This is a genomic window from Stutzerimonas kunmingensis (assembly GCF_021432085.1).
Classification (GTDB): domain Bacteria; phylum Pseudomonadota; class Gammaproteobacteria; order Pseudomonadales; family Pseudomonadaceae; genus Stutzerimonas.
Window position 1 is genome coordinate 93758 of the sequence record NZ_CP090366.1, and the last position, 23688, is coordinate 117445.

26 protein-coding genes and 1 riboswitch are annotated in these 23688 nt (G+C 65.6%); of the genes, 15 read left to right on the forward strand and 11 right to left on the reverse strand.

Annotated elements, in window-relative coordinates:
* Window positions 1-11: 11 nt before the first annotated feature.
* From phnF to phnC, 4 genes are all read right to left on the reverse strand, one after another.
* Complete coding sequence (gene phnF, locus LW136_RS00475; RefSeq protein ID WP_014818577.1) at window positions 12-719, reverse strand: phosphonate metabolism transcriptional regulator PhnF; 708 nt, start codon at window positions 717-719, stop codon at window positions 12-14.
* Between the two features lie 34 nt (window positions 720-753).
* The gene (gene phnE, locus LW136_RS00480) at window positions 754-1548 is read right to left on the reverse strand and encodes a phosphonate ABC transporter, permease protein PhnE (RefSeq protein ID WP_104098723.1); all 795 of its coding nucleotides are present in this window, start codon (window positions 1546-1548) and stop codon (window positions 754-756) included.
* Window positions 1549-1610: 62 nt separating this feature from the next.
* On the reverse strand, window positions 1611-2615 hold the full coding sequence (gene phnD / locus LW136_RS00485) for a phosphonate ABC transporter substrate-binding protein (protein ID WP_234174399.1): 1005 nt from the start codon (window positions 2613-2615) through the stop codon (window positions 1611-1613).
* 48 nt (window positions 2616-2663) lie between these two features.
* Entirely contained in the window at window positions 2664-3494 is an 831-nt protein-coding gene (gene phnC, locus LW136_RS00490) for a phosphonate ABC transporter ATP-binding protein (RefSeq protein WP_102839028.1), read from the reverse strand.
* Window positions 3495-3770: 276 nt separating this feature from the next.
* On the opposite strand from phnC, the gene LW136_RS00495 reads away from it, so the two are divergent.
* The 11 genes from LW136_RS00495 to LW136_RS00545 all read left to right on the forward strand — a co-directional run bounded on the left by LW136_RS00495 (window position 3771) and on the right by LW136_RS00545 (window position 13813).
* On the forward strand, window positions 3771-4535 hold the full coding sequence (locus LW136_RS00495) for an SDR family oxidoreductase (protein WP_234174401.1): 765 nt from the start codon (window positions 3771-3773) through the stop codon (window positions 4533-4535).
* Window positions 4536-4708: 173 nt separating this feature from the next.
* Window positions 4709-6376, forward strand: coding sequence for a malonate decarboxylase subunit alpha (mdcA, locus tag LW136_RS00500; protein ID WP_234174402.1), 1668 nt, complete (start codon window positions 4709-4711; stop codon window positions 6374-6376).
* On the forward strand, window positions 6376-7248 hold the full coding sequence (locus LW136_RS00505; protein WP_046617403.1) for a triphosphoribosyl-dephospho-CoA synthase: 873 nt from the start codon (window positions 6376-6378) through the stop codon (window positions 7246-7248). Before mdcA ends, LW136_RS00505 begins: the two co-directional genes overlap by 1 nt.
* A gap of 2 nt (window positions 7249-7250) precedes the next feature.
* Window positions 7251-7550, forward strand: a complete 300-nt coding sequence (locus tag LW136_RS00510; RefSeq protein ID WP_014818584.1) for a malonate decarboxylase subunit delta — start codon at window positions 7251-7253, stop codon at window positions 7548-7550.
* Window positions 7543-8409, forward strand: coding sequence for a biotin-independent malonate decarboxylase subunit beta (locus LW136_RS00515; protein ID WP_046617404.1), 867 nt, complete (start codon window positions 7543-7545; stop codon window positions 8407-8409). The genes LW136_RS00510 and LW136_RS00515 overlap by 8 nt, the downstream gene beginning before the upstream one ends.
* Window positions 8406-9191 (forward strand): biotin-independent malonate decarboxylase subunit gamma, encoded by a 786-nt coding sequence (mdcE, locus tag LW136_RS00520; protein WP_046617405.1) that lies wholly within the window; start codon window positions 8406-8408, stop codon window positions 9189-9191. The genes LW136_RS00515 and mdcE overlap by 4 nt, the downstream gene beginning before the upstream one ends.
* Window positions 9192-9262: 71 nt before the next feature.
* Window positions 9263-9880, forward strand: coding sequence for a malonate decarboxylase holo-ACP synthase (locus tag LW136_RS00525; protein ID WP_046617406.1), 618 nt, complete (start codon window positions 9263-9265; stop codon window positions 9878-9880).
* Window positions 9877-10803 (forward strand): malonate decarboxylase subunit epsilon, encoded by a 927-nt coding sequence (gene mdcH, locus LW136_RS00530; protein ID WP_234174404.1) that lies wholly within the window; start codon window positions 9877-9879, stop codon window positions 10801-10803. Before LW136_RS00525 ends, mdcH begins: the two co-directional genes overlap by 4 nt.
* Window positions 10804-10923: 120 nt before the next feature.
* Window positions 10924-11346 carry a malonate transporter subunit MadL gene (gene madL, locus LW136_RS00535; protein WP_234174405.1) on the forward strand — a complete coding sequence of 141 codons (423 nt, stop codon included), beginning with the start codon at window positions 10924-10926 and terminating at the stop codon, window positions 11344-11346.
* Window positions 11347-11351: 5 nt separating this feature from the next.
* Window positions 11352-12116 carry a malonate transporter subunit MadM gene (gene madM, locus LW136_RS00540; RefSeq protein ID WP_058065382.1) on the forward strand — a complete coding sequence of 255 codons (765 nt, stop codon included), beginning with the start codon at window positions 11352-11354 and terminating at the stop codon, window positions 12114-12116.
* A gap of 190 nt (window positions 12117-12306) precedes the next feature.
* Window positions 12307-12394: riboswitch (glycine riboswitch) on the forward strand.
* Between the two features lie 159 nt (window positions 12395-12553).
* On the forward strand, window positions 12554-13813 hold the full coding sequence (locus LW136_RS00545) for a D-amino acid dehydrogenase (RefSeq protein WP_023444063.1): 1260 nt from the start codon (window positions 12554-12556) through the stop codon (window positions 13811-13813).
* 124 nt (window positions 13814-13937) lie between these two features.
* Here the strand turns inward: LW136_RS00545 and LW136_RS00550 are convergent, their stop codons facing one another.
* Genes LW136_RS00550 through LW136_RS00560 form a run of 3 tightly spaced genes read right to left on the reverse strand, consistent with a single transcriptional unit; the run spans window position 13938 to window position 16121 of the window.
* The gene (locus tag LW136_RS00550) at window positions 13938-14855 is read right to left on the reverse strand and encodes a LysR family transcriptional regulator (protein WP_003303887.1); all 918 of its coding nucleotides are present in this window, start codon (window positions 14853-14855) and stop codon (window positions 13938-13940) included.
* A 58-nt stretch (window positions 14856-14913) separates the two neighbouring features.
* Window positions 14914-15555 (reverse strand): DUF1109 domain-containing protein, encoded by a 642-nt coding sequence (locus LW136_RS00555; RefSeq protein ID WP_234174406.1) that lies wholly within the window; start codon window positions 15553-15555, stop codon window positions 14914-14916.
* A complete protein-coding gene (locus LW136_RS00560) occupies window positions 15552-16121 on the reverse strand; it encodes a sigma-70 family RNA polymerase sigma factor (RefSeq protein WP_234174407.1) in 570 nt (189 codons plus the stop codon). Before LW136_RS00560 ends, LW136_RS00555 begins: the two co-directional genes overlap by 4 nt.
* A 191-nt stretch (window positions 16122-16312) precedes the next feature.
* On the opposite strand from LW136_RS00560, the gene LW136_RS00565 reads away from it, so the two are divergent.
* From LW136_RS00565 to LW136_RS00580, 4 genes are read left to right on the forward strand one after another with little or no spacing between them, the layout of a single operon-like run.
* Complete coding sequence (locus tag LW136_RS00565; protein WP_014818595.1) at window positions 16313-16585, forward strand: BufA1 family periplasmic bufferin-type metallophore; 273 nt, start codon at window positions 16313-16315, stop codon at window positions 16583-16585.
* A 16-nt stretch (window positions 16586-16601) separates the two neighbouring features.
* Window positions 16602-17429, forward strand: a complete 828-nt coding sequence (gene bufB / locus LW136_RS00570; RefSeq protein ID WP_234174408.1) for an MNIO family bufferin maturase — start codon at window positions 16602-16604, stop codon at window positions 17427-17429.
* Complete coding sequence (locus tag LW136_RS00575) at window positions 17426-18214, forward strand: HvfC/BufC N-terminal domain-containing protein (protein ID WP_234174409.1); 789 nt, start codon at window positions 17426-17428, stop codon at window positions 18212-18214. Before bufB ends, LW136_RS00575 begins: the two co-directional genes overlap by 4 nt.
* The gene (locus LW136_RS00580) at window positions 18214-18675 is read left to right on the forward strand and encodes a DoxX family protein (protein ID WP_234174410.1); all 462 of its coding nucleotides are present in this window, start codon (window positions 18214-18216) and stop codon (window positions 18673-18675) included. Before LW136_RS00575 ends, LW136_RS00580 begins: the two co-directional genes overlap by 1 nt.
* 21 nt (window positions 18676-18696) lie before the next feature.
* Here LW136_RS00580 and LW136_RS00585 read toward each other — a convergent pair whose 3' ends face one another.
* From LW136_RS00585 to LW136_RS00600, 4 genes are all read right to left on the reverse strand, one after another.
* Window positions 18697-18903, reverse strand: a complete 207-nt coding sequence (locus LW136_RS00585; protein ID WP_015275145.1) for a hypothetical protein — start codon at window positions 18901-18903, stop codon at window positions 18697-18699.
* A 590-nt stretch (window positions 18904-19493) separates the two neighbouring features.
* The gene (locus LW136_RS00590) at window positions 19494-20741 is read right to left on the reverse strand and encodes a LysM peptidoglycan-binding domain-containing protein (RefSeq protein WP_102820036.1); all 1248 of its coding nucleotides are present in this window, start codon (window positions 20739-20741) and stop codon (window positions 19494-19496) included.
* A 5-nt stretch (window positions 20742-20746) separates the two neighbouring features.
* Window positions 20747-21601 (reverse strand): DUF4123 domain-containing protein, encoded by an 855-nt coding sequence (locus LW136_RS00595; RefSeq protein ID WP_234174411.1) that lies wholly within the window; start codon window positions 21599-21601, stop codon window positions 20747-20749.
* Window positions 21574-23673 (reverse strand): type VI secretion system Vgr family protein, encoded by a 2100-nt coding sequence (locus tag LW136_RS00600; RefSeq protein WP_234174412.1) that lies wholly within the window; start codon window positions 23671-23673, stop codon window positions 21574-21576. Before LW136_RS00600 ends, LW136_RS00595 begins: the two co-directional genes overlap by 28 nt.
* Between the last annotated feature and the right edge of the window lie 15 nt (window positions 23674-23688).

The window sequence follows — 23688 nt, forward strand, 5'->3', positions numbered from 1 at the left end:
GGGGTTCTCCATCAAGTGGCGACCTGGTACTGGAAGCGGTCGGAACGGCTGGCCGAAAGGGCGATCTCCACCGGTCGGCCGGCGGCATCGCAGGACAGGGTGAACACCGACAGCAGTGGCATGCGCAGGGGCATCAGCAGCTGTGCGGCCTCGTCGCGATCGGCCAGGCGTGCGCCGATCAGGCTGAAACGGCGCGTCAGCGGTAGGCCGCGTTCGCCGAGGTAGCGGCGCAGCGAGCCGCCCTGGTAGTCGGCGAGGCGTTCGGCGTGGCTGGCGCAGTAGCGGTGGCGGATCAGGCTGACCGGCTCGCCGTCGAGCAGGCGCAGGGTGCTCAGCTCGATAAGCGCGGCGCCTTCGGCCAGTTGCAGGTGGCGCGCTTCCTCGGCGCTGGCGCTGAGCTGACGGCGCTCGAGCAGGCGCGCCTCGGTACGCAAGCCGAGGGCGGCCAGCGATTCGCTGTAGGCGCTGTCGGCCTGCAGCGGATACACCAGCGGGCGCTGCAACACCTGGGTGCCCTTGCCCTGGCGGCGCAGCAGACGGCCTTCGTTGATCAGCTCGTCGACGGCACGGCGCAGGGTGTGGCGGTTGACCGCGAAGCGCCGCGCCAGCTGCATCTCGCCGGGGAGAAAGTCGCCGATGCGGTAGTGGCGCAGTTCGCCGCGCAGCACCTGGGCCAGTTCGAGGTAGAGCGGTTCGCTGGGTTGTCTAGACAACTGCATGGTTTTTTCGAGAGGCGCACGGCGCCTCGCTCCGTCAGATGAAGCGCTTGCGCAGGCGCTGGGAGAGCAGGTCGATCAGGCTCACCACGGCGATGATGATCAGCAGCAGGGCGGCGGTCTGGCCGAACTGGAAGCCGCGAATGGCTTCCCAGAGGATCACGCCGATACCGCCGGCGCCGACCATGCCGACCACCGTGGCGGAGCGCACGTTGGATTCGAAGCGGTACAACGAGTAGGAAATCCACAGCGGCAGCACCTGCGGAATCACCCCGAAGATGACTTCCTGCAGCGCACTGGCGCCGGTGGCACGCACGCCTTCCACCGGGCCCGGCTCGATGGCTTCCACCGCTTCGGCGAACAGCTTGGCGAGCACGCCGGTGGTGCTGATCCACAGCGCCAGCACACCGGCGAAGGGGCCGAGGCCGACGGCAACGACGAAGAGCATGGCGAAGACCATCTCGTTGATCGAACGGCAGGCGTCCATCAGCCGGCGCACCGGCTGGTAGACCCACCAGGGCACGATGTTCTCGGAGCTGAGAATGCCCAGCGGGATGGCGCAGACGATCGCCAGCAGGGTGCCCCAGAGGGCGATGTGCACCGTGGTGATCATCTCCCTGAGGTACAGCTGCCAGTTGCTGAAGTCCGGCGGGAAGAAGTCGGCGGCAAAGGTTGCCATGTTGGCGCTGTCGCGAATCAGCAGCAGCGGATTCATCTCCGCGCCTTGCCAGGACCAGGCCAGCACGGCCAGGCACAGGCCCCAGCCGAGCAGGCGCAACCAGCTGCGCTTGTCGTTGCCCGCCAGTGGCGGGGTGGTGCTCAGAGTGGTCATGTTCGGTTCTCGAAAACGGCGCGGACGGGGGCGTGGCGCCAGCGCGCCACGCCCGGCGTTGCTCAGCTGGCCTTGGCGGCGGCGTTCTTCTGCTCGCGCTCGGCCATGCGCTGCTCCAGCTTGGCCAGCTCCTGGTCGATGCTCTGCAGTTGCGCCTGGCGATCGCTGTCGGAGAGCTTGCTGTCGGCGGCGACTTCGCTGCGCTTCTTGAACAGTTCCAGCTGGCGGATCGGCAGCAGCTGGTCGTTATCCGAGGCACGGAACGGCGCCCACTGCAGCGCGGCGAGAATTTCCTTCTCGGCCGGCTTGGCGCCGTAGCTCATGAAGAACTCGCGCAGCCTGTTCTTCTGCTCGTCGCTCAGGCTCTTGCGCCACACCAGCGGGTCGGCCGGGATCAACGGCGAGGTCCAGATCACCTTGAGTTGGGCCGCCTTGTCCGGCGCGGTGATCTCAAGGCGCTCCATGCCTTCGCTGTTGAAGGTGCCGACATCGACCTGCTTGTTCGCCACCGACAGCGCGTTCACTTCGTGGCTGCCGTTGAGGCTGCGCTTGAAGGCCTGGCCGGCGTCGACCTTGTTCTTGGCGAACACGTAGTAGCCGGGCACCAGGTAGCCAGAGGTGGAGTTCGGGTCACCGTTGGCAAAGGTCAGGCTCTTGGCGTTCTTCAGCACGTCCTCGACCGAGTTCAGGGCGCTGTCCTTGTGCACGATCAGGTGGCTGTAGTAGCCCGGGCTGCCGTTGGCGGCGACGGTCTGGGCGAAGACTTCACCGCCGGCGCGGTCCACCGCTTCCATCGCCGACTTGTTGCCGTACCAGGCCAGGTCGACCTTGTCGAAGCGCATGCCTTGGATCACCCCGGCGTAGTCGGGGGCGAAAAAGGCTTTCACCTCGTAGCCGGTCTGCTTGCTCATGTCGGCGAGGAAGGGGTCCCAGACGCTGCGCAGGTTCTGCGAGGACTCGGTGGAGATGATGCCGAAGGTGATGGTCTCGGCGGCCTGCGCGGTGCCGAACATCGCACCGGCAAGCAGCGTGGAGGCGGCGAGGGCGCGGCTGAAGCGTTTCAACATGGAGGTCACTCCTGAGGTGTGGCGTTGGTTGTCGGGTTGACCTGCGGCTCAGCCGTTGACCAGCTGCAGCTGCCGCGGCTCGGCGCTGCGGGCGCGGTCGGAGAACAGCAGGCTGGCGTCCAGATCGGCGCCGTAGAGATCGTTGAGCAGGTGGTCGCTGAGTGCCGCCGAGGGGCCGTCGTAATGAATGCGCCCGCCCTTGAGCGCCACGGCGCGGGAGCAGTAGCGCAGGGCGTAGTCGACCTGATGCAGGGTCACCACCACGGTCTTGCCGTCCTGGCGGTTGATGTCGGCGAGGATTTCCATGACCTTGCGCGCCGACTCCGGGTCGAGCGAGGCGATCGGTTCGTCGGCGAGGATTACCTCGGCCTGCTGGGTCAGCGCACGGGCGATCGCCACCCGCTGCTGCTGGCCGCCGGAGAGCGTCGAGGCGCGCTGCGCGGCGCGCTCGGCCAGGCCGACGCGCTCCAGTGCGGCCATGGCCTGGCGCTTCTGCTCGTCGCTGAACATGCCCAGCGATCCGCGCCAGCGCGGCATGCGGCCGAGAAAGCCGAGCAGGACGTTGTCCAGCACGCTGAGGCGGTTGACTAGGTTGAACTGCTGGAAGATGTAGCCGATGTCGGCGCGCAGGCGGCGCACCTCGCCGTGCAGACGGCCGGTGGCCTGAACCTCGCGGCCGAGCACCTCGATGCGTCCGCCGGCGGAGCGGTCGCAGCAGGCCAGGCCGGCCAGGTGGCGCAACAGCGTGGACTTGCCGGAACCGGACGCGCCGATCAGCGCCACCATCTCGCCCGGCTGTATCGCCAGGCCCAGGTCGAACAGCGCCTGCTTGCCGGCGAAGGTCTTGTTCAGTCGCTCGACTCGAATAGCCGCATTCATGTCTTGCCCTCTCGTCTGCGCGGCCGGGGAGGTCGGCCAACTTGTCTAGACGAGAAGGTAGTCGGGCTCTGTTGCAGTCCCGCTAAGCGTCCGTGAACCTGCGATGACCATTCGGTGAAGCTTCGACGGTCAGCGCAGCGGCGGCCGGCTGGCGCGCGATCAGCGCACGCCGTGCTTTGCCTGGCGCAGCAACGCCCCCTAAGCTGGACGCCGTCACTGCGCCCCTGTGCCGCGTCGCCTACACGACAGCTGGCATTTCAGAGAAAGAGGAAAAGCATGAAACAGAAGATCGTATTCATCACCGGCGCCACCTCCGGCTTCGGCCGTGCCACCGCCCGCCGCTTCGCCGAGGCCGCCTGGGCGCTGGTGCTCACCGGGCGGCGCAGCGAGCGTCTGGAAGAACTGAAGGGCGAGCTGTCGGCGAAGGTGCCGGTGCATATCGCCACGCTCGACGTGCGCCAGGCCGGCGCGGTGCAGGAGGTGGTGGCGCAGCTGCCGGCCGAATTCCGCCAGATCGATTGCCTGGTCAACAACGCCGGCCTGGCGCTGGCGCCGCAGCCGGCGCAGCAGGTCGACCTCGCTGACTGGCACACCATGATCGATACCAACATCACCGGCCTGGTCAACGTCACCCACGCGCTGCTGCCGACGCTGATCGCCACCGGCAAGGGTGCCAGCATCGTCAACATCGGCTCGGTGGCCGGCCACTGGCCGTATCCGGGCGGCCACGTCTACGGTGCGACCAAGGCCTTCGTCGAGCAGTTCGGCTACAACCTGCGCTGCGACTTGCTCGGCACCGGCGTGCGCGTCACCGACATCGCCCCGGGCATGGCCGAGACCGAATTCACCCTGGTCCGCACCAAGGGCGATCAGGACGCCAGCGACCGGCTCTACCGCGGCACCACGCCGCTGACCGCCGAGGACATCGCCGAGCAGATCTTCTACGTCGCCACCCTGCCGGATCACATCAACATCAACCGTCTGGAAGTGATGCCGACGCGTCAGGCCTGGTCGCCGTTCAATATCGATCGCGACAAGTAATCGGCTCCAGAAGGCGTGGCACGCAATGCGCCGCGCCTGCTGCATCCCCAGCAAACCGCCCGTTCAGACATATCGTTAACCCAAGCGTAACGGTCGCGCCTGCTGCTTGATTGATGACCCTTCGGTCACGTCCCTACTGTGCGCTCCACAAGCGGAAAAACTGTGGAGTCGCCATGACAACAACAATCTCCCCACCGCCGCAGTGGTCGCGTCGTCGCGCTGAAAAAGCCCGTCGTCTCGATCAGGTGCAGAGCCTCGCCGATGGCGTGGTACTGCCCAGCGAGCGGATCGTCGAGGCCCTGGAACTCTTGATCGCCCCTGGCGACCGGGTGGTGCTCGAGGGCAACAACCAGAAGCAGGCGGACTTCCTCTCCCGCTCCCTGGCCAAGGCCGACCCCGGCAAGCTGCACGACCTGCACATGATCATGCCGAGCGTCAGCCGCGCCGAGCATCTGGATCTGTTCGAGCGGCAGATCGCGCGCAAGCTCGACTTTTCCTTCGCCGGCCCGCAGAGCCTGCGCATCAGCCAGCTGCTCGAGGACGGCCTGCTGGAAGTCGGCGCCATCCACACCTACATCGAACTCTACTCGCGCCTCTTGGTGGACCTGATCCCCAACGTCGCGCTGGTGGCCGGCTTCCAGGCCGATCGCCACGGCAACATCTACACCGGCCCCAGCACCGAAGACACCCCGGCGCTGGTCGAGCCGACCGCCTTCAGCGACGGCATCGTCATCGTCCAGGTCAACGAGATCGTCGACGAACTGCCGCGCGTGGACATCCCGGCGAGCTGGGTCGATTTCGTCGTGGTGGCGGACAAGCCCTTCTACATCGAGCCGCTGTTCACCCGCGACCCGCGCCATATCAAGCCGGTGCACGTGCTGATGGCGATGATGGCGATCCGCGGCATCTACGAAAAACACAACGTGCAGTCGCTCAACCACGGCATCGGTTTCAACACCGCGGCCATCGAGCTGATCCTGCCGACCTACGGCGAATCCCTCGGCCTGAAAGGCAAGATCTGCCGCAACTGGACGCTCAACCCGCACCCGACGCTGATCCCGGCGATCGAGACTGGCTGGGTCGAGAGCGTGCATTGCTTCGGCACCGAGCTGGGCATGGAGAACTACATCGCCCAGCGCCCGGACGTGTTCTTCACCGGGCGCGACGGCTCCATGCGCTCCAATCGCATGATGTGCCAGCTGGCCGGGCAATACGCCGTGGACCTGTTCATCGGCGCCACCCTGCAGGTTGATGGCGACGGCCATTCCTCCACCGTCACCCGTGGGCGTCTGGCCGGTTTCGGCGGCGCGCCGAACATGGGCCACGACCCACGCGGTCGCCGCCATCCGACCCCGGCCTGGCTGGACATGGCCATGCCCGGCGGCGAGGCCCCGGTGACCATGCTCGAGCGCGGCAAGAAGCTCGTGGTGCAGATGGTCGAGACCTTCCAGGAAGGCGGCAAACCCACCTTCGTCAAGCAGCTCGACGCGGTGGAGGTGGCGAAGAAGAGCGGCATGCCGCTGGCGCCGATCATGATCTACGGCGACGACGTCACCCACCTGCTCACCGAGGAAGGCATCGCCTACCTGTACAAGGCCCGCTCGCTGGAGGAACGCCAGGCGATGATCGCCGCGGTGGCCGGCGTCACCAGTATCGGCCTGCGGCACAACCCGAAGGACACCGAGCGCATGCGCCGCGAAGGGCTGATCGCCCTGCCGGAAGACCTCGGCATCCGCCGCAACGACGCCACCCGCGAACTGCTCGCTGCTAAGAGCATCGCCGAGCTGGTGGAGTGGTCCGGCGGCCTCTACAACCCGCCTGCCAAGTTCAGGAGCTGGTGATGAGCGCACTCATTGCACGACAGGCGCCGACCGCGGCCGAGCGCCTGGCCGATCTGGCGGTGCAGGCGCTGGTCGATGAGGCCGACCTGTCGCCCAAGCCGGGGCTGGTCGACCGACGCGGTAGTGGCGCGCACAGCGATCTGCACCTGGGGCTGATGCACGCCTCGGCGCAGTCGCTGTGGCCGGCGTTCGCCGCCATGGCCGATGCCGCGCGGTGCGAAGGTCGGGTCAGCCAGGCGCTGCGTGAAACCCTCGGCCAGCTGGGCCGCGACGGCGAAGCGGAGATGCTGCGCGTCACCGCCGGGGTCAACACCCATCGCGGCGCGATCTGGGCGCTGGGGCTGCTCAGCGCGGCGGCCATGCTGGAAAGCGGCGCTTCGGCCGGCGGGATCGCCGCCAGCGCGGCCGCCCTGGCGCGGCTGGACGACCCGGCCGCGCCGCACAACCCGGACAGTCACGGCGCGCGGGTCTGCCGTCGCTACGGCGTGCTCGGCGCCCGCGAACAGGCGCAGCACGGCTTTCCCGCGGTCATCGAGCACGGCTTGCCGCAGCTGCTGGCCAGTCGCCGCGCCGGCGCCGGCGAGCAGAACGCCAGGCTCGATGCACTGCTGGCGATCATGAGCAGCCTGACCGACACCTGCGTGCTGCATCGCGCCGGTCTTGAAGGGCTGACCCGCATGCAGGCCGGTGCCCGCGCCGTGCTCGAAGCCGGTGGTGCCGCAACCCTCGCCGGTCGTCGCCAGCTGCGCCTGCTCGATCGCGACATGCTCGCCCTCAACGCCTCGCCGGGGGGCGCCGCCGACCTCCTGGCCTCCACCCTTTTCCTCGACCGTCTGGCGCCGCATGCGCCGGCGCCGACTGGGAGCAACTGAACATGGAAACCCTGTCTTTCGAATTCGCCGCCGGGCAACCCGCCCGCGGCAAGGCCCTGGTCGGCGTGGTCGGCTCGGGCGATCTGGAAGTGCTGCTGGAACCCGGTCAGGCCGGCAAGCTGGCGATCCAGGTGGTCACCTCGGTCAACGGCGCCGAGCAGCGCTGGCAGCAACTGTTCGAGCGGATGTTCCGCGAGCAGAACCTGCCAGCACTGAACATCGATATTCACGATTTTGGGGCCACACCCGGCGTAGTGCGTCTGCGCCTGGAGCAGGGACTGGAGGAGGTCGGCCATGACTGATGTGTCCGCTAACACCGTGGCCCGTTTACTCGCGTCGCGCAGCTTCGTCGAACTCGGTGCCCGCCAGCGTGCCCGCGCACTGCTGGACGAAGGCAGCTTCCGCGAACTGCTCGACCCGTTCGATCGCGTCAGCTCGCCCTGGCTGCCCAAGCAGGGCATCGTCACCCAGGCCGACGACGGCGTGGTGGTGGCCAAAGGCACCATAGACGGCCAGCCGGCGGTGATCGCCGCCATCGAAGGCGCCTTCCAGGGCGGCAGCATGGGCGAGGTCGGCGGCGCGAAGATTGCCGGTGCGCTGGAACTGGCTGCCGAAGACAACCGCAAGGGCATCCCGACCCGCGCCGTGCTCCTGCTGGAAACCGGTGGCGTGCGTCTGCAGGAAGCCAACCTGGGCCTGGCCGCCATCGCCGAGATCCAGGCGGCCATCGTCGAGCTGCGCGACTACCAGCCGGTGATCGGCGTGGTCGCCGGTTCCGTCGGCTGCTTCGGCGGCATGTCCATCGCCGCCGGGCTGTGCAGCTACCTGGTCGTCACCCGTGAGGCCCGCGTCGGTCTCAACGGTCCGCAGGTGATCGAACAGGAAGCCGGGCTCGATGAGTACGACTCGCGTGACCGTCCGTTCATCTGGAGCCTGACCGGCGGCGAGCAGCGCTACGCCTCGGGTCTGGTGGACGCCTATGTCGCCGACGACACCGATGCGATCCGCGCGCAGCTGCACGAGCTGTTCGCACTCGGCAAGCCGGTGCAGCCGCGCAGCCGTCGCCACGCCTGGTTTCTCCAGCGGCTGGCGGACGTCGATACCCGCACGCAGCTCGATGCTGCCGCCGTGCGTGCCCTCTACGAAGGAGATGCCCAATGAGCCGTGGACTGAACTGGTTGCAAGCCCTGGCCGGCGGTCAGGTACTGGCAGGTTATCCGGCCTCGGTAAAGGTGGTCGATGGCACGCTCGGTGAGCGCGCCGCCCGCTATATCGCCGTGGTGCCGGATGCCGAGAATCCCTTCTCGCGCGCGCGCAACGGCGAGGTCGGCCTGCTCGAAGGCTGGGCGCTGGGCCAGGCGCTGGACGAGGTGATCGCCGCCGATCGCGACAAGGCGGACAAGCGTGTGGTGGTTGCGGTGGTCGACGTGCCGAGCCAGGCCTATGGCCGCCGCGAGGAGGCGCTGGGCATTCACCAGGCGCTAGCCGGCGCCGTGGACGGCTATGCCCGTGCGCGGCTGGCCGGGCATCCGGTGATCGCGTTGCTGGTGGGCAAGGCCATGTCCGGCGCCTTTCTCGCCCACGGTTATCAGGCCCAGCGGATCATCGCCCTGCGCGATCCGGGCGTGATGGTGCATGCCATGGGCAAGGCCGCCGCGGCGCGCATCACCCTGCGCAGCGTCGAGGAGCTGGAAGCGCTGGCCGAATCGGTGCCGCCGATGGCCTACGACATCGACAACTACGCGACCCTCGGCCTGCTCTGGGAAACCCTCTCGGTGGACAGCATCGAGCAGCCCTCGGCGGACGACCTGCAGCGGGTGCGCGACTGCCTGGACAAGGCCGTGGCGGACATCGGCAGCAGCAGCGACCTGCGCGGCCGACTCGGTGCGCCGAACCGCGAGGCGTCGTCGCGGGTGCGCGAGCTGTTGCGCGCGCAGTGGTAGCGAACACCTGAGCGACAGTATCCGCCGAACCCATCAGCGACTCGACAACAACAATCACGAGGAGGCTGTAGATGCACGACACTCCCCGCCCCCACGACCTGCTCTGGGGCATGCGTCCCGAGCAACTGCCGGCCGATGCGCCCGCCTGGGCGGTCGCTGTGCTCGCGGCTGGCCAGCCGGTGGTGGTGCGGCGTGCCGTCATCGCGCCTGGGCAGGTGGCGGTCGGGTTGCGCGGGGCGACGCGTGATCAACGCCTGGCCGCGCTGATGCCGGTTGAGGAGATTGGTCATCGGCTGGCGCCGGAAGATCTGCTCGCTCGTCAGGCCAGTGAGGATCTGCCGGTGTTCCGCGTGCTGGCCGAGCTACGCCCGTTGCTCGATGCGCTGGGGTATGTATGGGGCGTCACCGGCTCGGCGGGCTTTCAGCTCGCCACCGGACTGCCGACGGCGCATCCAGACAGCGATCTCGATCTGCTGCTCAGAACCGAGCATCCGCTGCCACGCAGCGAGGCGCGCCCGTTGCTGCAGCTGCTGGAACGCCGCGCCTGCCGCGTCGACCTGCAGCTGGAGACCCCGCTGGGCGGTGTGGCGCTCAGGGAATGGGCCGGTGACGGCGCGCGGGTGCTGGTCAAGACCGCGGATGGCCCCCGGCTGGTCGGCGATCCCTGGCAAGCGGGGCGTGCGGCATGAGCAGCCTGTTCGCCTTTCCCGGCCAGGGCGCGCAGAAACCCGGCATGCTCCAGCGCCTGCCGCAGGAGCCCGAAGTGCACGAATGCCTGACGCAGGCCAGTGCGGTGCTGGGTGAGGATGCGCTGCTGCTTGATTCGGCCGACGCGTTGCAATCGACCCGTGCCGTGCAGCTTTGCCTGCTGATCGCCGGTGTCGCCGGAGCGCGGCTGCTGATGCGCGATGGCCAGCGGCCGGACTATGTCGCCGGGCTGTCCATCGGCGCCTATGCCGCGGCGGTGGTCGCCGGGGCGCTGGACTATCGCGATGCGGTGCGACTGGTTGCGCTGCGTGGCGAGCTGATGCAGCGGGCGTACCCGCACGGCTACGGCATGACCGCCATCCTCGGCCTGTCGCTGGGCACTGTCGAGGGCCTGCTGACGGAGGCCGCGGAGCCCGCCTACCTGGCCAATATCAACGCCGACAACCAGCTCGTCATCGCCGGCAGCGACGCCGCCATGGCCGCGGTCGCCGCCCGCGCCAAGGCCCTCGGCGCCTCCTGTGCGCGGCGCCTGGCGATGAGCGTGCCGTCGCATTGCGTGCTGCTCGAGCAGCCGGCGCGGCAGCTGGCCGAAGCCTTCGCCGCCGTCAGCCTGCGCGCTCCGCAAGTTCGCTATCTGAGCAGCTCGTCCGCACGCCCGATATTCGATATCGAGCGTCTGCGCGACGACCTGGCCTTCAACATGTGCCGCGTCGTCGACTGGCACGGCACCCTGCGCACCGCCTACGAACGCGGCGTGCGTCTGCATATCGAACTGCCCCCGGGCTCGGTACTGACCGGCCTGGCACGACGGGTTTTCGAACAGGGTACGCTGGCCGCATTCGACGGCGCCCGGCTCGACACACTGGACGCCTTGCTGCGTCAGGAGGGCAGCCAGAGCCGATAGACCGCGTGCACATTCAGCGCGAGCAAGCCTTACTCGCGGCTGATCGATGGATAAAAACAACTACCTCGACAACACGCGCCAAGCCCTCTGCAGGCGGCGCAACCAAAAAGGACAAGAACAATGATCATCTTTGGTGTGGCCTTCCTGGCCTTGTGTACCCTCACCGGCATTTTCGCCGGCGAGCTGCTGGGCAAGCTGCTGGGCGTACCGGCAAACGTCGGCGGCGTGGGTATCGCCATGGTGCTGCTGATCCTCATCGGCAGCTATCTGAAAAAACGCGGTCTGTTCAATCCGGAGTCCGAGCAGGGCATCAAGTTCTGGAGCGCCGTGTACATCCCCATCGTGGTCGCCATGGCCGCGCAGCAGAACGTCTACGGCGCCCTGGCGGGCGGCCCGATGGCGATCCTCGCCGGCGTCGCTGCCGTCGCGCTGGCCTTCATGCTGGTTCCGGTACTGGACCGGATTGGCCGAAAAAAGCTTGAGGCCGACCCGACACTGCCGGCTGAACCAGCCAAGCCGCTCACCAGTAGTGGACGGGGGTAACGGCCATGTATGAATCGCTCATGAAAGTGATCACTGGCTACGGCCTGATCAGCGGCTTCGCCATCATCGGCGCGACCATGTGGATCTCCTACTGGCTGTCGGACAAGCTCACCAAGGGCCGCCTGCATGGCTCGGCGGTGGCCATCCTCATCGGCCTCTTGCTGTCGTACATCGGCGGCGTGGTAACCGGCGGACAGAAGGGCCTGGTGGATATCGCGCTGTTCTCCGGCATCGGCCTGCTTGGCGGCGCCATGCTGCGTGACTTTGCCATCGTCGCTACCGGCTTCGGCGTCAGTGTCGACGAGCTCAAGCGGGCCGGGATGGTCGGCGTGCTCGCGCTGTTCATCGGCGTGCTCGCCTCGTTCGTGGCGGGCGTGGCAGTTGCGTTTGCGTTCGGCTACACCGATGCGGTCAGCCTGACCACCATCGGCACGGGCGCTGTGACCTACATCGTCGGCCCGGTCACCGGCGCAGCGATCGGCGCCAGCTCGGAAGTGATGGCGCTGTCCATCGCCGCGGGGCTGGTCAAGGCGATCGTGGTGATGGTCGCCACGCCCTTCGTCGCGCCTTACATCGGGCTGAACAACCCGCGCTCGGCGGTGATCTTCGGCGGCCTGATCGGCACCTCCAGCGGCGTGGCCGGCGGCCTGGCGGCCACCGATCCGAAGCTGGTTCCGTACGGCTGCCTGACCGCGGCGTTCTATACCGCACTGGGCTGCCTGCTTGGCCCGTCGCTGCTGTTCTTCGTCATGCGCGGGCTGCTTGGCTGACCGCTGCGCTCATGAGCGGTCGGGCCCGATCCGGCCGCTCAAGGCAAGCCCCCTGTTCAGCGGAATGCTTCACGGGCGGCGAGAGCCTCCCGTCCGCGTCATCCGAATGTGGGGGTTACAGCGGTCGCGTTTTCTGGCAGGGTAGGCTTCGAATCGCGACAGAATGCCGCAACCGGCGCTGACACGAATCGATGTGATTGCGGGAGAGACTGCCGCATGGCAGCGCCGAAGGAGCAACCGCCCCGGAAACTCTCAGGCAAAAGGACCGCTATCACTGCTGACACTCTGAAGAGCCGCCCGGTTTTCGTCGCCGGGCGCACCGAAGGAGCAAGCGAGCCGTCACGCGCTCGTGAATCTCTCAGGTCCAGAACAGAGGGGGCGCCCGCCGCGCGTTGGGCGCACGGGCTATGACCCCCTGACGTTCTGGAGCGACAACAATGAAAACAATCGCAGTCATCGGTGGCGGTATCACCGGCGTCACCACCGCCTATGCCCTGGCCAAGCGCGGCTTCTCGGTCACCCTGCTGGAAAAGCACCGCTACGCGGCGATGGAAACCTCGTTCGCCAACGGCGGCCAGCTATCGGCCTCCAATGCCGAGGTCTGGAACCACTGGTCGACCATCGTCAAGGGCCTCAAGTGGATGCTCAAGAGCGATGCGCCGCTGCTGGTCAATCCCAAGCCCAGCTGGCACAAGCTCTCCTGGTTCGCCGAGTTCATCGGCTCGATCCCAAATTACCGGCAGAACACCATCGAAACCGCACGCCTGGCCATCGCCGCGCGCGAGCACCTGTTCGCCTGGGCAGAAGCCGAAGGCATCGACTTCGACCTGAAGAAGAAGGGCATCCTGCACATCTACCGTGACAAGGCCGGTTTCGAGCATGCCGGGCTGGTCTCGCGCCTGCTTGCCGAAGGCGGCCTGCCGCGGCGCAGCGTGACGCCGGAAGAGATGCGCGCCATCGAACCGACCCTGGCCGGCACCTACTACGGCGGCTATTTCACCGAGTGCGATTCCACCGGAGACATCCACAAGTTCACCCATGGCCTGGCCACGGCGATCGAGCGGCTCGGCGTGCGCTGCCTGTATGGCGAGGACGTGCAGGCGGTGGCCACTGACGGCAAGCGCGCTACCGTGACGCTGGGCGGCGTTGCCGGTGGCGAGCGGCTGGAGTTCGACGGCCTGGTGATCTGCGCCGGCACCGCCAGCCGTGATCTCGCCGCGCAGCTCGGCGACCGGGTGAACATCTATCCGGTCAAGGGCTACTCGATCACGGTCAACCTGGCCGACGAAGTCAGCCGTGCCTCGGCACCCATCGTCAGCCTGCTCGACGATGAAACCAAGCTGGTCAGCAGCCGCCTCGGCGACGACCGCTTCCGCGTCGCCGGCACCGCCGAGTTCAACGGCTACAACCGCGACATCCGTGCCGATCGCATCCGCCCGCTGGTGGACTGGGTCAACCAGTGCTTCCCCGGTGTGAACACCCGCAGCGTAGTGCCCTGGGCCGGCCTGCGGCCGATGATGCCGAACATGATGCCCAAGGTCGGCCGTGGCAGTTCGCCCTGCGTGTTCTACAACACCGGCCACGGGCACCTGGGCTGGACGCTGAGCGCGATCACCGCGGACATGGTCGGTGACGTGGTGGCGCAAAGCCTGGGCCGGCCGGCTCCGGTCGCGTCCGGGCAAACAGCCGTCGCATAACGCAGTCGGCCGTAGGGTGGAACACGGCAAAGCCTCTTCCACCACTGCTGCGACGATCATCCCAGCCCGTCTGGCCATATGCCGACGCGTGGAAAGCCGCTGCGCGGATTTTCCCTGCACCGCTTCAGCTCGGATGTTTCAAGCTGTACATCCGGCATTCGGCGAGCAGCGCCAGCAGGTTGGGGTCGCGTTCCTTGGCCTTGAGGAACACCACGCCGATATGCTGCTGCAGGTGATAACGCGCCTGTAGTGGGATCAGCCGCACCCGCGATTCGTAGACCATTCCCACGCGCCCCGGCAACAGCGCATAGCCGACCCCGGAATTGACCATGCTGAGCAGGGTGAAGATGTCGTTCACCTGCATCGCCACCTTCGGCTCGAAGCCCGCCAGCTGGAACACCCGGTTGCCGTCCTGGTGGGTGGCGAAGCCCTGCGACAGGGTGATGAAGGTGGCGTCGCGCAGGTCGCTGAGGTCCACCTCGCTCTGATTGGCGAAGGGCGAGTCGGCTGGCGCGGCGAGGAAGATGTCGTCGGAAAACAGCTGCACCTGGGCACAGTCCGGGTCGGCCACGCTTTCGTTGAGCGACACCAGAATGGCGTCCAGCTCCATGTTCTTCAGCTTGTAGAGCAGGTCGACGTTGGAGCCCAGGATCAGGTCGATGTTGAGTTCGCTGCGGCGCAGTTTCAGACCCATGATCAGCTGCGGCACGGTCTTCACCGTCAGCGAATACAGCGCGCCGAGCTTGAAGCGCTCGGCCGAGAAACCGGCTGCCTCTCGGGTCTGGCGCACCGTCTCGAGCACGTCCTTGACCAGCTGCTGGGCGCGCTCTTCCAGCACATAGGCGCTTTCCAGCGGGATCAGGTTGCGCCCCTCGTGCTTGAACAGCGGGCAGCGCAGCGCGCTTTCCAGGGAGTGGATGGCGCGGTGCACGCTGACGTTGCTGGTGTTCAGCTCCACCGCGGCCTTGCCCAGATTGCCGCTGCGCATGAAGGCCAGAAACACTTCCAGCTTCTTCAGGGTCAGTTCTTCGTCGATCTGCATGGCTTCGGCTCCGCGGGCGGGTCGACGATTATGCCGGACGAGGGCGCACTGCGGCGCCTCACCAGCGCAGCAGGCGCGGCCCGAGGAGTGTACCGAGCACGCCGGGCAGCAAGATGCCGAGCAGGTACCAGAGCGCCCAGAACGGCACCGCCATCTCCGGGCAGTGCAGGCTGTAGGCGAGGGCCGCGATGCTACCGGCGAGCAGGCCGGCAGCGCCGCCGGCCAGGCGCGGGCGCGTCGGCGCCAGCCCGCGCAACGCCAAGAACGCGGCGATGAAGGCGGGGATCGACAGCAGCGCGATGTTCGCCAGGCACTCGCGCCAGGTGTTGCCGAGCAGCAGCGGCACGCGCGCGTCGGCCGGGGCGGTAATCAGAATCACCAGTGCGGCGACCCAGACGATCACTACCGGCGCCGCCAGCAGCAGCCAGCTGCGATCTACCCGCGTGCCGGGGCGGGCCATGCGCGTGGTCAGCAACAGCGCACCGAAGAGCAGGGTCGCCGGCAGTGCCAGCTTGGCCCAGAACAGTGGTGTCCCGGCGATGGTCGCCAGGTCGGCGCGAATGCCGTACGCGGTCACGATCAGCAACAGCGCGCCGGCCAGGCCGCACAGCAGTGCCATGGCGAAGCGCTTGGCGACGACGTGCCGGTCCACCGGCGCAACCTCGCTGGCGAGCAGGGCAATCAAATCATCGGTTTTCATGCGCCACCTCGAATCTTCGCCGCCAGGGCCTTGAGCCCGCGATGGATGCCGACCTTGATCGCCGAGCTGGAAAGCCCGGTCAGACGCGCCGTTTCTTCCACCGAGCGGCCCTCCAGTTTGACGTGAACGATGGGTAGTCGCTGGCGTGGCGGCAGCTGCTGGAGCAGCTTGCCCAGGTCGCGTCGGGCCTCGGCCTGCGCGTTGTCCTGTACGGCGAGCAGCTCGTCGGCCTCGTCCAGCCAGTCCGTCTGCGCGGCCTGACGGCCACGGGTGCGGTAGTGGTCGGCCAGCTTGTAGCGACAGATCGCCTGCACCCAGACCGTCAGCGGCTGCTCAGCGCGATAGGTCTGCCGCGCATTGTGCACCGCCAGCAGTACTTCCTGCAGGACGTCTTCCAGCTCGCTCGACTGCGGCAGGCGGCGGCGCAGAAAACCGCGCAGATGGCCGCCGAGCTGGTCGAGAAATGCCCGGTAGGCCCTCGCATCGCCATCGAGCCCGCGCAGCAGCAACGCGCGCAGCTCGCTCTCGCGGGTCTGGAGTGTCTCCTGAGAGGTAGTTCGTTCCATCGGCTGCTCTGGTTACAGGTGGAACCGCGAAATGTCCGCCGCCCGTCGGGCAGGGTCACGGTAGGGGCGCCGCGGGGAAATCTCAAAATAATTTTTTGCTGACTGTAACCACCACGACTGACGCAGCGAATTACCTCACGAGCCATCTGCAGATTCGCCGATGGCCACTCAACGATTGCGGAGAATCCAACATGAAGGCTCTCAACCTTGCGGCTGCCGCCATTGCCCTGGCTTCGATCGCCGCGGGCGCGCAGGCAGGCGAAAACGACAAAGGCGACATGGAGAAATGCTACGGCGTCGCGCTGGCCGGGCAGAACGATTGCAAGGCCGGTGCCGGCACCAGCTGCGCCGGCAGTTCCAAGCGCGATTACCAGGGCAACGCCTGGAAACTGGTGCCCGCCGGCACCTGCACCTCGATCGAGACGCCCAAGGGGATGGGCTCGCTGACGCCGGTCGAGCGCTGAGCGTAGCGTGCCGGCCATGCAGATTCTCGGAGCCGGACTAGGGCTAAAACCCGAGCATTACACGGACGCCTGCGCCTGCGTGTCGGACGGGCTGTGGTTCGAGGTCCATCCGGAAAACTACATGGTCGGCGGTGGCCCGCGGCTCGACTGGCTGGAGGCAGTGGGCGCGCGGCACCCGCTGTCGCTGCACGGTGTGTCGCTGTCGCTGGCTGCCGACTGTGCGCCGGACGAGACGCACCTGCAGCGACTCAAGGCGCTGGCCGAGCGTGTGCGGCCGGCGCTGATCTCCGAACACCTGGCCTGGTCGAGCTGGCGCGGCAACTACCATCCCGACCTGCTGCCATTTCCGCGGACAACCGCGGCATTGAGGCGAATCGCGGCAAACATCGAGCGCACCCAGGAGATGCTTGGGCAGCGCATCGCCATCGAGAATCCCAGCCATTACCTGCGCTTCGAGCAACATGAGTGGGACGAGATCGACTTTCTCGTCGAGCTCAGCCAGCGCACCGGCTGCGGCCTGCTGCTGGACGTCAACAACGTGCAGGTCAGCGCACACAACCTGGGTTTCGATGCCGACGCCTACCTGCGGCGTTTTCCCGCCGCGCCAATCATGGAGGTCCACCTGGCCGGGCACAGCCAGGATGACGCATCCTCGCTGCTGATCGACTCCCACGATGCACCGGTGGACGCGGCGGTCTGGGCGCTCTATCGGCACCTGATCGAGCGTATCGGCCCGCGCCCGACGCTGATCGAGCGCGACGACAAGCTGCCGGCCTTCGAGACGCTGCTGGCCGAGCGCACCCGCGCCCAGCGGGTGCTCGATGAAGTGAGGGCCTGGCAATGAATGGCTCGCTGGCGGCATTTCAGGACGCCTTCGTCGCGGCGCTGTCAGGCGCGCCAGCTAGTGCGGGGGGCGAGGTCGCTGCGCTGGTCGGGCAGCCGGGTTTCGCGGTCTACCGCAATACGCTGGCCAAGGGCTGTGTCGATGCGCTGCGCGCCAGTTTCCCTGCCGTCGAACGACTGGTGGGGGAGGAGTGGTTTGCCGCCGTCGCGACGCTGTACGCGCGCGAGATGCCACCGCGCAGTGGCCCGTTGCTTGAGTACGGTGAGGATTTTCCGGCCTTCCTGCAGGATTTCGAAGCGGCGCGCGCGCTTCCCTATCTGACTGGCGTCGCGCAGCTGGACCTGCTCTGGCTCGAGGTTTTCAGCGCCGTGGAACAACCGGTCCTTGCGCTCGCAGCCTTGGCGGCACAAAGCCCGGAGCAGCTTGCCCGGCAGACCCTTATTCCGCGCGCTGCGCTGCGCTGGCGGTGGTTCGCTGAGCTACCGGTGTACAGCATCTGGAGCTGCACCCGCGAGCAGCGCGAGGTGTCGCCGATGCTGGTCTGGCAGGGTGAAGGGGCGCTGCTGAGCCGAAGCGCCGGCCGCATCGGCTGCCAGCCACTCGAGCGCGGCGGCTGCGTATTTCTCGATGCCTGTGCCGCTGGCCGGTCGCTGGAGCAGGCCTCGGAACTGGCGCTAGCGGCCCAGCCGCAACTCGACTTCAACGACCTGCTCGGCCGACTGCTGGCGGCGGGCGCGTTCGCCGCGCTGATGCCGACAACGCAATCCACATTGAGGAAACCGTGATGGACGCCATGCACAACCTGCCGCTGCGTCTGCGTCAGCAATGGAACGCGGTCGCGCAGCGGTTGCAGCAACTGCTCGGCGATTCGCTGCTGAATCTGCTGGCACGCTTGGCCATTGCGGCGATCTTCCTGCTCTCCGGGCGCACCAAGGTGAGCGGGGTGCTGGACATAACCCCGGGCACGTTCGAGCTGTTTCGCAGCGAATACGCATTGCCTTTGCTGCCACCGTCTATCGCGGCGCATCTGGCGACCTATGCCGAGCACCTGTTCCCGCTGTTGCTGGTGCTCGGCCTGTTCACGCGGCTGTCGGCGTTGGCACTGCTGCTGATGACGCTGGTGATCCAGCTGTTCGTCTACCCCGACGCCTGGTCGACTCACCTGAGCTGGGCGGCGCTGCTGCTACTGCTGATCGGCCGTGGCGCCGGCCGACTCTCGCTCGATCACCTGTGGGGGATTCGCTAGCGCCAGCCTGGAGTCGCCACGTCAGGCAGGCACGACGTCTTCATCCTCGGGAATCTCATCGGTGACAAACACGGTGGCGTGATCGCTTAGCGCGTCGTCGATGCGCAGGCCGAAGTAAAGGGCATCATTGGCGTCCCAGAACGCCTCGACCTGCTCAAGCGAGGCCTGCTCCAGCAGGACCTGGCCGGTGTGTTCGAGGATGATGGAATAGCGTCGATTGGCGGACATGAAAGTGACTCTGATCATCGGAAGGGCTGCACCCGCAGCTGTGATGTCATTTTGTCACTTCAGCAGGCTTAATCCCTGCCCGTTCATCGGCCGCCAGTGTTTGGCTGCCGAACGGTTGTCTCGTCTCGTCGGCTGGTTCTCAACCGCGTGGATATTGGCTTACTGAAAAAGACGTATGCTAGATCTGGATGCATATGTAGATCCGTTAAAGCGCTGGCTACGGGAAGTTTCTTATAAAGACCTAGCTATGAGAGTGGGCCGATTTTGAAGTATTTTCCAGCTGCTGCCAGGCCTAAGCTGACCCATATGCAGGCAAGGCTAAAGCTAGAAAAATACAACCAAAGCGAGATAGCCTTATTAACTTTTGGGCGATTTATCCCAAATGAATATAGAAAGCTGTATTTGTGGAGCCGATATAAGCTCTCAAATGGGCTATTGGATTCCCAGTTAGGATCATGTTTTTTTGAAAAATAACGATCTAACCTATGTATCGCAAAAAAAGATACGTACAGGTTGTTAACGGTGCCGAGTGTCAATATGGAAAATAATGCATATAGCATTATTGCTTTGAGGGAGATTGCAGTGGGCATTTATTGCACCCCTTCGTAAATTACTTCGCCTAGCATTTCGCCGAGTTCGCCTCCTTCACTCCCACCATAATAGGCGCCAAGACCGGCACCAGCTAACCCCACTACGAGTAAAACTGGTGCTCCTACAGTTACGCCGAGAGCTAATGCAATGCCACCAACAATGGCTGTGGCTGCTTGTGCAGTTAGAAAGCCGCCTATCCCTCCGACACTTGCGCTACCAACGAACCCGCCGATTTGTTTAAAGCTGACTTGCTTGCAGCTGCCGCTATCCTCTAATGAACAGGCGTCGTGGATTCTGTTCAACCGAACGCCGCCGTCGATGGCGATGCCCAAATAGCCTAAGCGGCTAGCACCCTTCGCCCAATTTGAAACCGTATTGATCCGGTGCCCAAGCTGCGGCACCTCGCCTCTTTCAGTAATCGCAGAAGCGTTATGCAGGATCGATTTTGTAGATAGGCCGAGCGTGGTCTTGATGCTGTCGTAATTACGGATATTGACAGTTGAGAGGGTCAGACGGCCAAGGGAATGATTCAGCTGGCCGAACAGCTGCTGACGCTTCGCATAGAACTCCGGCGAAAATCGGTTGGGGTTTCCGGTGCGGCTCAGCTCGTCGACATACGCGACGTTGATCTTTTCCAGCGTGCTCTTTACGTCTCCTAGCTGTCGTCCGGCTGCGGCACTCAGTACACCCAGCGCGGTGCTCTGGTGGGATGCAACGGTTTCCAGCGAGACGTAGTCCAGAACTTCCAGGTGTCGCTTGACCGTCATGGCTTCGGCGGGTGTCAGCTGTTGGATGCCTTCACTTGCAAGCCGCGCCTGTTCCCTGAGGGCTTCCAGGCGTTGTCGGTCGGCGTCGGTGCGCGGCATGTTGGAGATGATCACGATCTCGCCAGGCAGTACCGTCTCGTTGAGATGCTCGTTGTTACGCTGGAACAACGAGCGGTGGAGGAAGTGCATTTCACGTCCGTAGATCGCCTCATAGATCGCCTGGCGGCTCTGCACGTCTTCGTTCCAGTAGAAGGCGACGTCGAATGCAGCCCCGCTGCATTGGCTGTCCTGCATGATCTGACCCGCGGTGCAGCCGGGGCGTGCCGGGCTGCTCGTTGCAGGCATGCGTAACATCTGGCCAGCCTGGATCTGGTTGGGGTCTTCAATCTGCGGGTTCAGGCGTAGCAGGCTGCTGACGGTGGTGCCGTGATCGCTGGCGATCCGGGTCAGGGTGTCGCCCCTCTGTATCGTGTATTCCATTCGCTTTATCCATGCAGTCCAAGCAAGCCGGCTTCGATTCGCGCCAGCCGGTGCTCGGCAGGTTCTTCCATGTTGGCCAGTCCGGTGTGTATCTCAGGACTGTCGATGGCCTCAGGAAATTGCAGCGCCAACTCAACGTAGGCGAACAGCTGCTGCTCGGAGCTGATGCTGAGCGTCTCAGCTTCCGCTACGCGCTGATCAACGATCACTTCCAGTTCCGAGGCCGACTTTCCATGAAAGTCGTCTGCAGAGAAGTGGTTTACCAGGCGCTGGTTGAAGCGCTGTCGCTCCTGTTGTTGCCAATGAGCGAGGTGCTCGGGATGGATCGAAAACCAGCCCTCGTCGTCAGCAGTTCTGCCGGGAGAAATCTGGTTTGTGGTGAAACCTCGCCATTCGCTCTGCTCGGTGGTCAGTAAGATGCCGCTGACAGGGCCGAGCCAAGCGCTCAGCTCCTCTTGCGTGAGGCTGTCGAAGAAGCGTTCGCTCAAGGCCGGGTCGTAGAATCGGCAGAACGCCAGTTCACCGGAGGGCAGACTGACGCTCAGCAGGCTGCGCAAATGGTTCGCCAGGTCATTGATGCTTGCGGCGCTTTCCAACAGTAGCCCTGCCGATTGCCAGCGCTCCCGGTTCTGCCACATCAGATGCTGCCCCGCGAGGCTGTACAGGACGGGGCTGCATTCCAGCATGGACTCATGGCGCGTACCTCGGTACAGCGGCTCCAGGCGGGGTTCGTCGTCGTGCTGGTAGATGATCTGCAGAGCCGGTAATGCGGCACCATCGAGCAGCAGGTAGAGGTCGTCTCGCTCGATATCCGGTTCTTCTACAGCCTGCATCAGGCGGTGCTCGCGTTCTTGCCGCATGGGCAAACCTCCAACTGGCATGAGCCATCGGCTTGCATTCCGCACTGCTTGACCAACAGCAGTTTGGCGGCCGCGGCCTGTTTGAGTTGCCGCGACATGTTGATCAGGGCAGGCAAGGTGAGGCTGCCGGCAACGGCGCTGGTTGCCAGCCATGGCATTACCGGCGCCAGAATCTTCAGCCCCGAGCCCTTTCCGGCAGCGCCACCCGAATTCATCCGGATCGTCGCACCGCTCAGCGTCACGCCGCTGGGGTCGAGCTTGAGAAAACTGCCGCCGCCGGAGGCGGTGAGCTCCATGCCGGCGTCGATGACGACCTTGCTGCCGGCGTAGTAGTGGATCTCGTTGCCCGCCTCGATGAATTGCCCAGTGCCGATCTTCAGGTGCTGGCTGTTGCCGACGGTGAGGTGGTCGTTGGCGCGGATTTCTGTCTTGCGGTCGGCGTGGGTGGTGCGGTGTTCTTCGGCGCGGAATTCGCTATAGCTGTTGGCTTCCACCGTATCGTGGCGTTCGTGGCCGACGCGGATCTTCTGGTCGTGCTCGATGTTCTCGTCCCAGTCGCGCTGGGCGTGAATGTAGATCTGCTCGGCGCCCTTGCGGTCTTCGATGCGCAGTTCGTTGTAGCCGCCACCGCCCGGGCTGCTCAGGGTCTTGAACACCGTGCGGGTCTTGTTCGCCGGCAGGTCGTAGGGGACCTGATGCTCCTTGTGGTAGAGGCAGCCGGTCACCAGCGGTTGGTCGGGGTCGCCTTCGAGAAAGGTCACCAGCACTTCCATGCCAACGCGCGGGATGGCGATGCCGCCGTAGCGGTCGCCGGCCCAGCTGGACGACACGCGCAGCCAGCAGCTGGTCTTGTCGTCGGCCTGGCCTTCACGGTCCCAGTGGAACTGGACCTTCACCCGTCCGTACTCGTCGCAGTGGATCTCTTCGCCAGCGGGGCCGGTGACCACGGCGGTCTGGCTGCCGAGCACCTTCGGTTTCGGATGGCGAAGCGCCGGGCGGAAGGGGCTGTCCCAGGGGGTGGCGCTGAAGCGGTTGCGGTAGCCCTGGACGAAGCCGTCACCGCTATCGACATGTCTGGTGATGGGCTCCTCCAACACCTGCGGCTGTTTGCCTTCGTGCAGCACTTCGTTGAGTAGCCAGAGCTGGTTCCAGTCGCTGCGGGGGTGTTCGCCGAGCGGAAGGAAGTGCCCGCTCGCCAGCCGCGGCTGGTCGCTTTCGCCTTCGGCCAGTTCGTAGTCGTGGCGGTGGCGCTCCAGGGTGCGTTGCGACAGGTGCTTGCCGCGGGCGCGCTCGGTGAAGCGGCCGGGGTAATCGTAATCTTCAAGGTCGGGCTGGAAGTCGCTGTGGAACGCGGCCTCCATGGTCAGGCGTGGCTTCTCGAAATCGTAATCGCGGCGCGTGACGCGGCTGGTGCGGGTTTCCAGGCGCAGGCCGAAGCGTTTGATCACCGGCTGGTCGGCGACCAGACCGCTGTCCTGCTGATAGGCGGTGGCCGCGAGCCTGGGGAAGACGGTCTGGTCATCGCCGAAGACCAGCACATGACCGCTCGCACCGTGCTGGAAGTGATAGTGGATGCCCTCTTCCTCGCACAAACGCTGGATGAAATGCAGGTCCGATTCGTCGTACTGAACGCAATATTCGCGCGGCGGGTAAATCACCGGGCCGAGCTGGAAGCGGTAGGCATCGGCCTGGATGCCATGCTCCTCGAGCACCTGGGCGACGATCTGCGGCACGCTCAGGTGCTGGAAGATGCGCTGGTTGGTGCGATGGGCAAGGTAGGCCAGCTGCGGCACTAGCGTGAGCCGATAGCGGGTCAGGCGCTGGCCGGACTCACCCTGGGCGGCCTGATGCACCAGCCCGTGAACACCACTGCCATCCGGCGCGAAGGTGAGGAAAGCCGGACGATGCAGCAGGCTTTCCAGATCCAGATCGGGGCGCTCGCTGACCAGTTCCAGGTCGAAGCGATAGGGCTGGCTGATGGCCTCGCGGCCCTGGAATTCGAGCACCTTGAAGTCGTGCTCGATGCCTTCGAGAGAAAGCGTGAAGTGGGCCTGGTTGGCGGGGTTGAACATGGCGTCTTTCCTTCC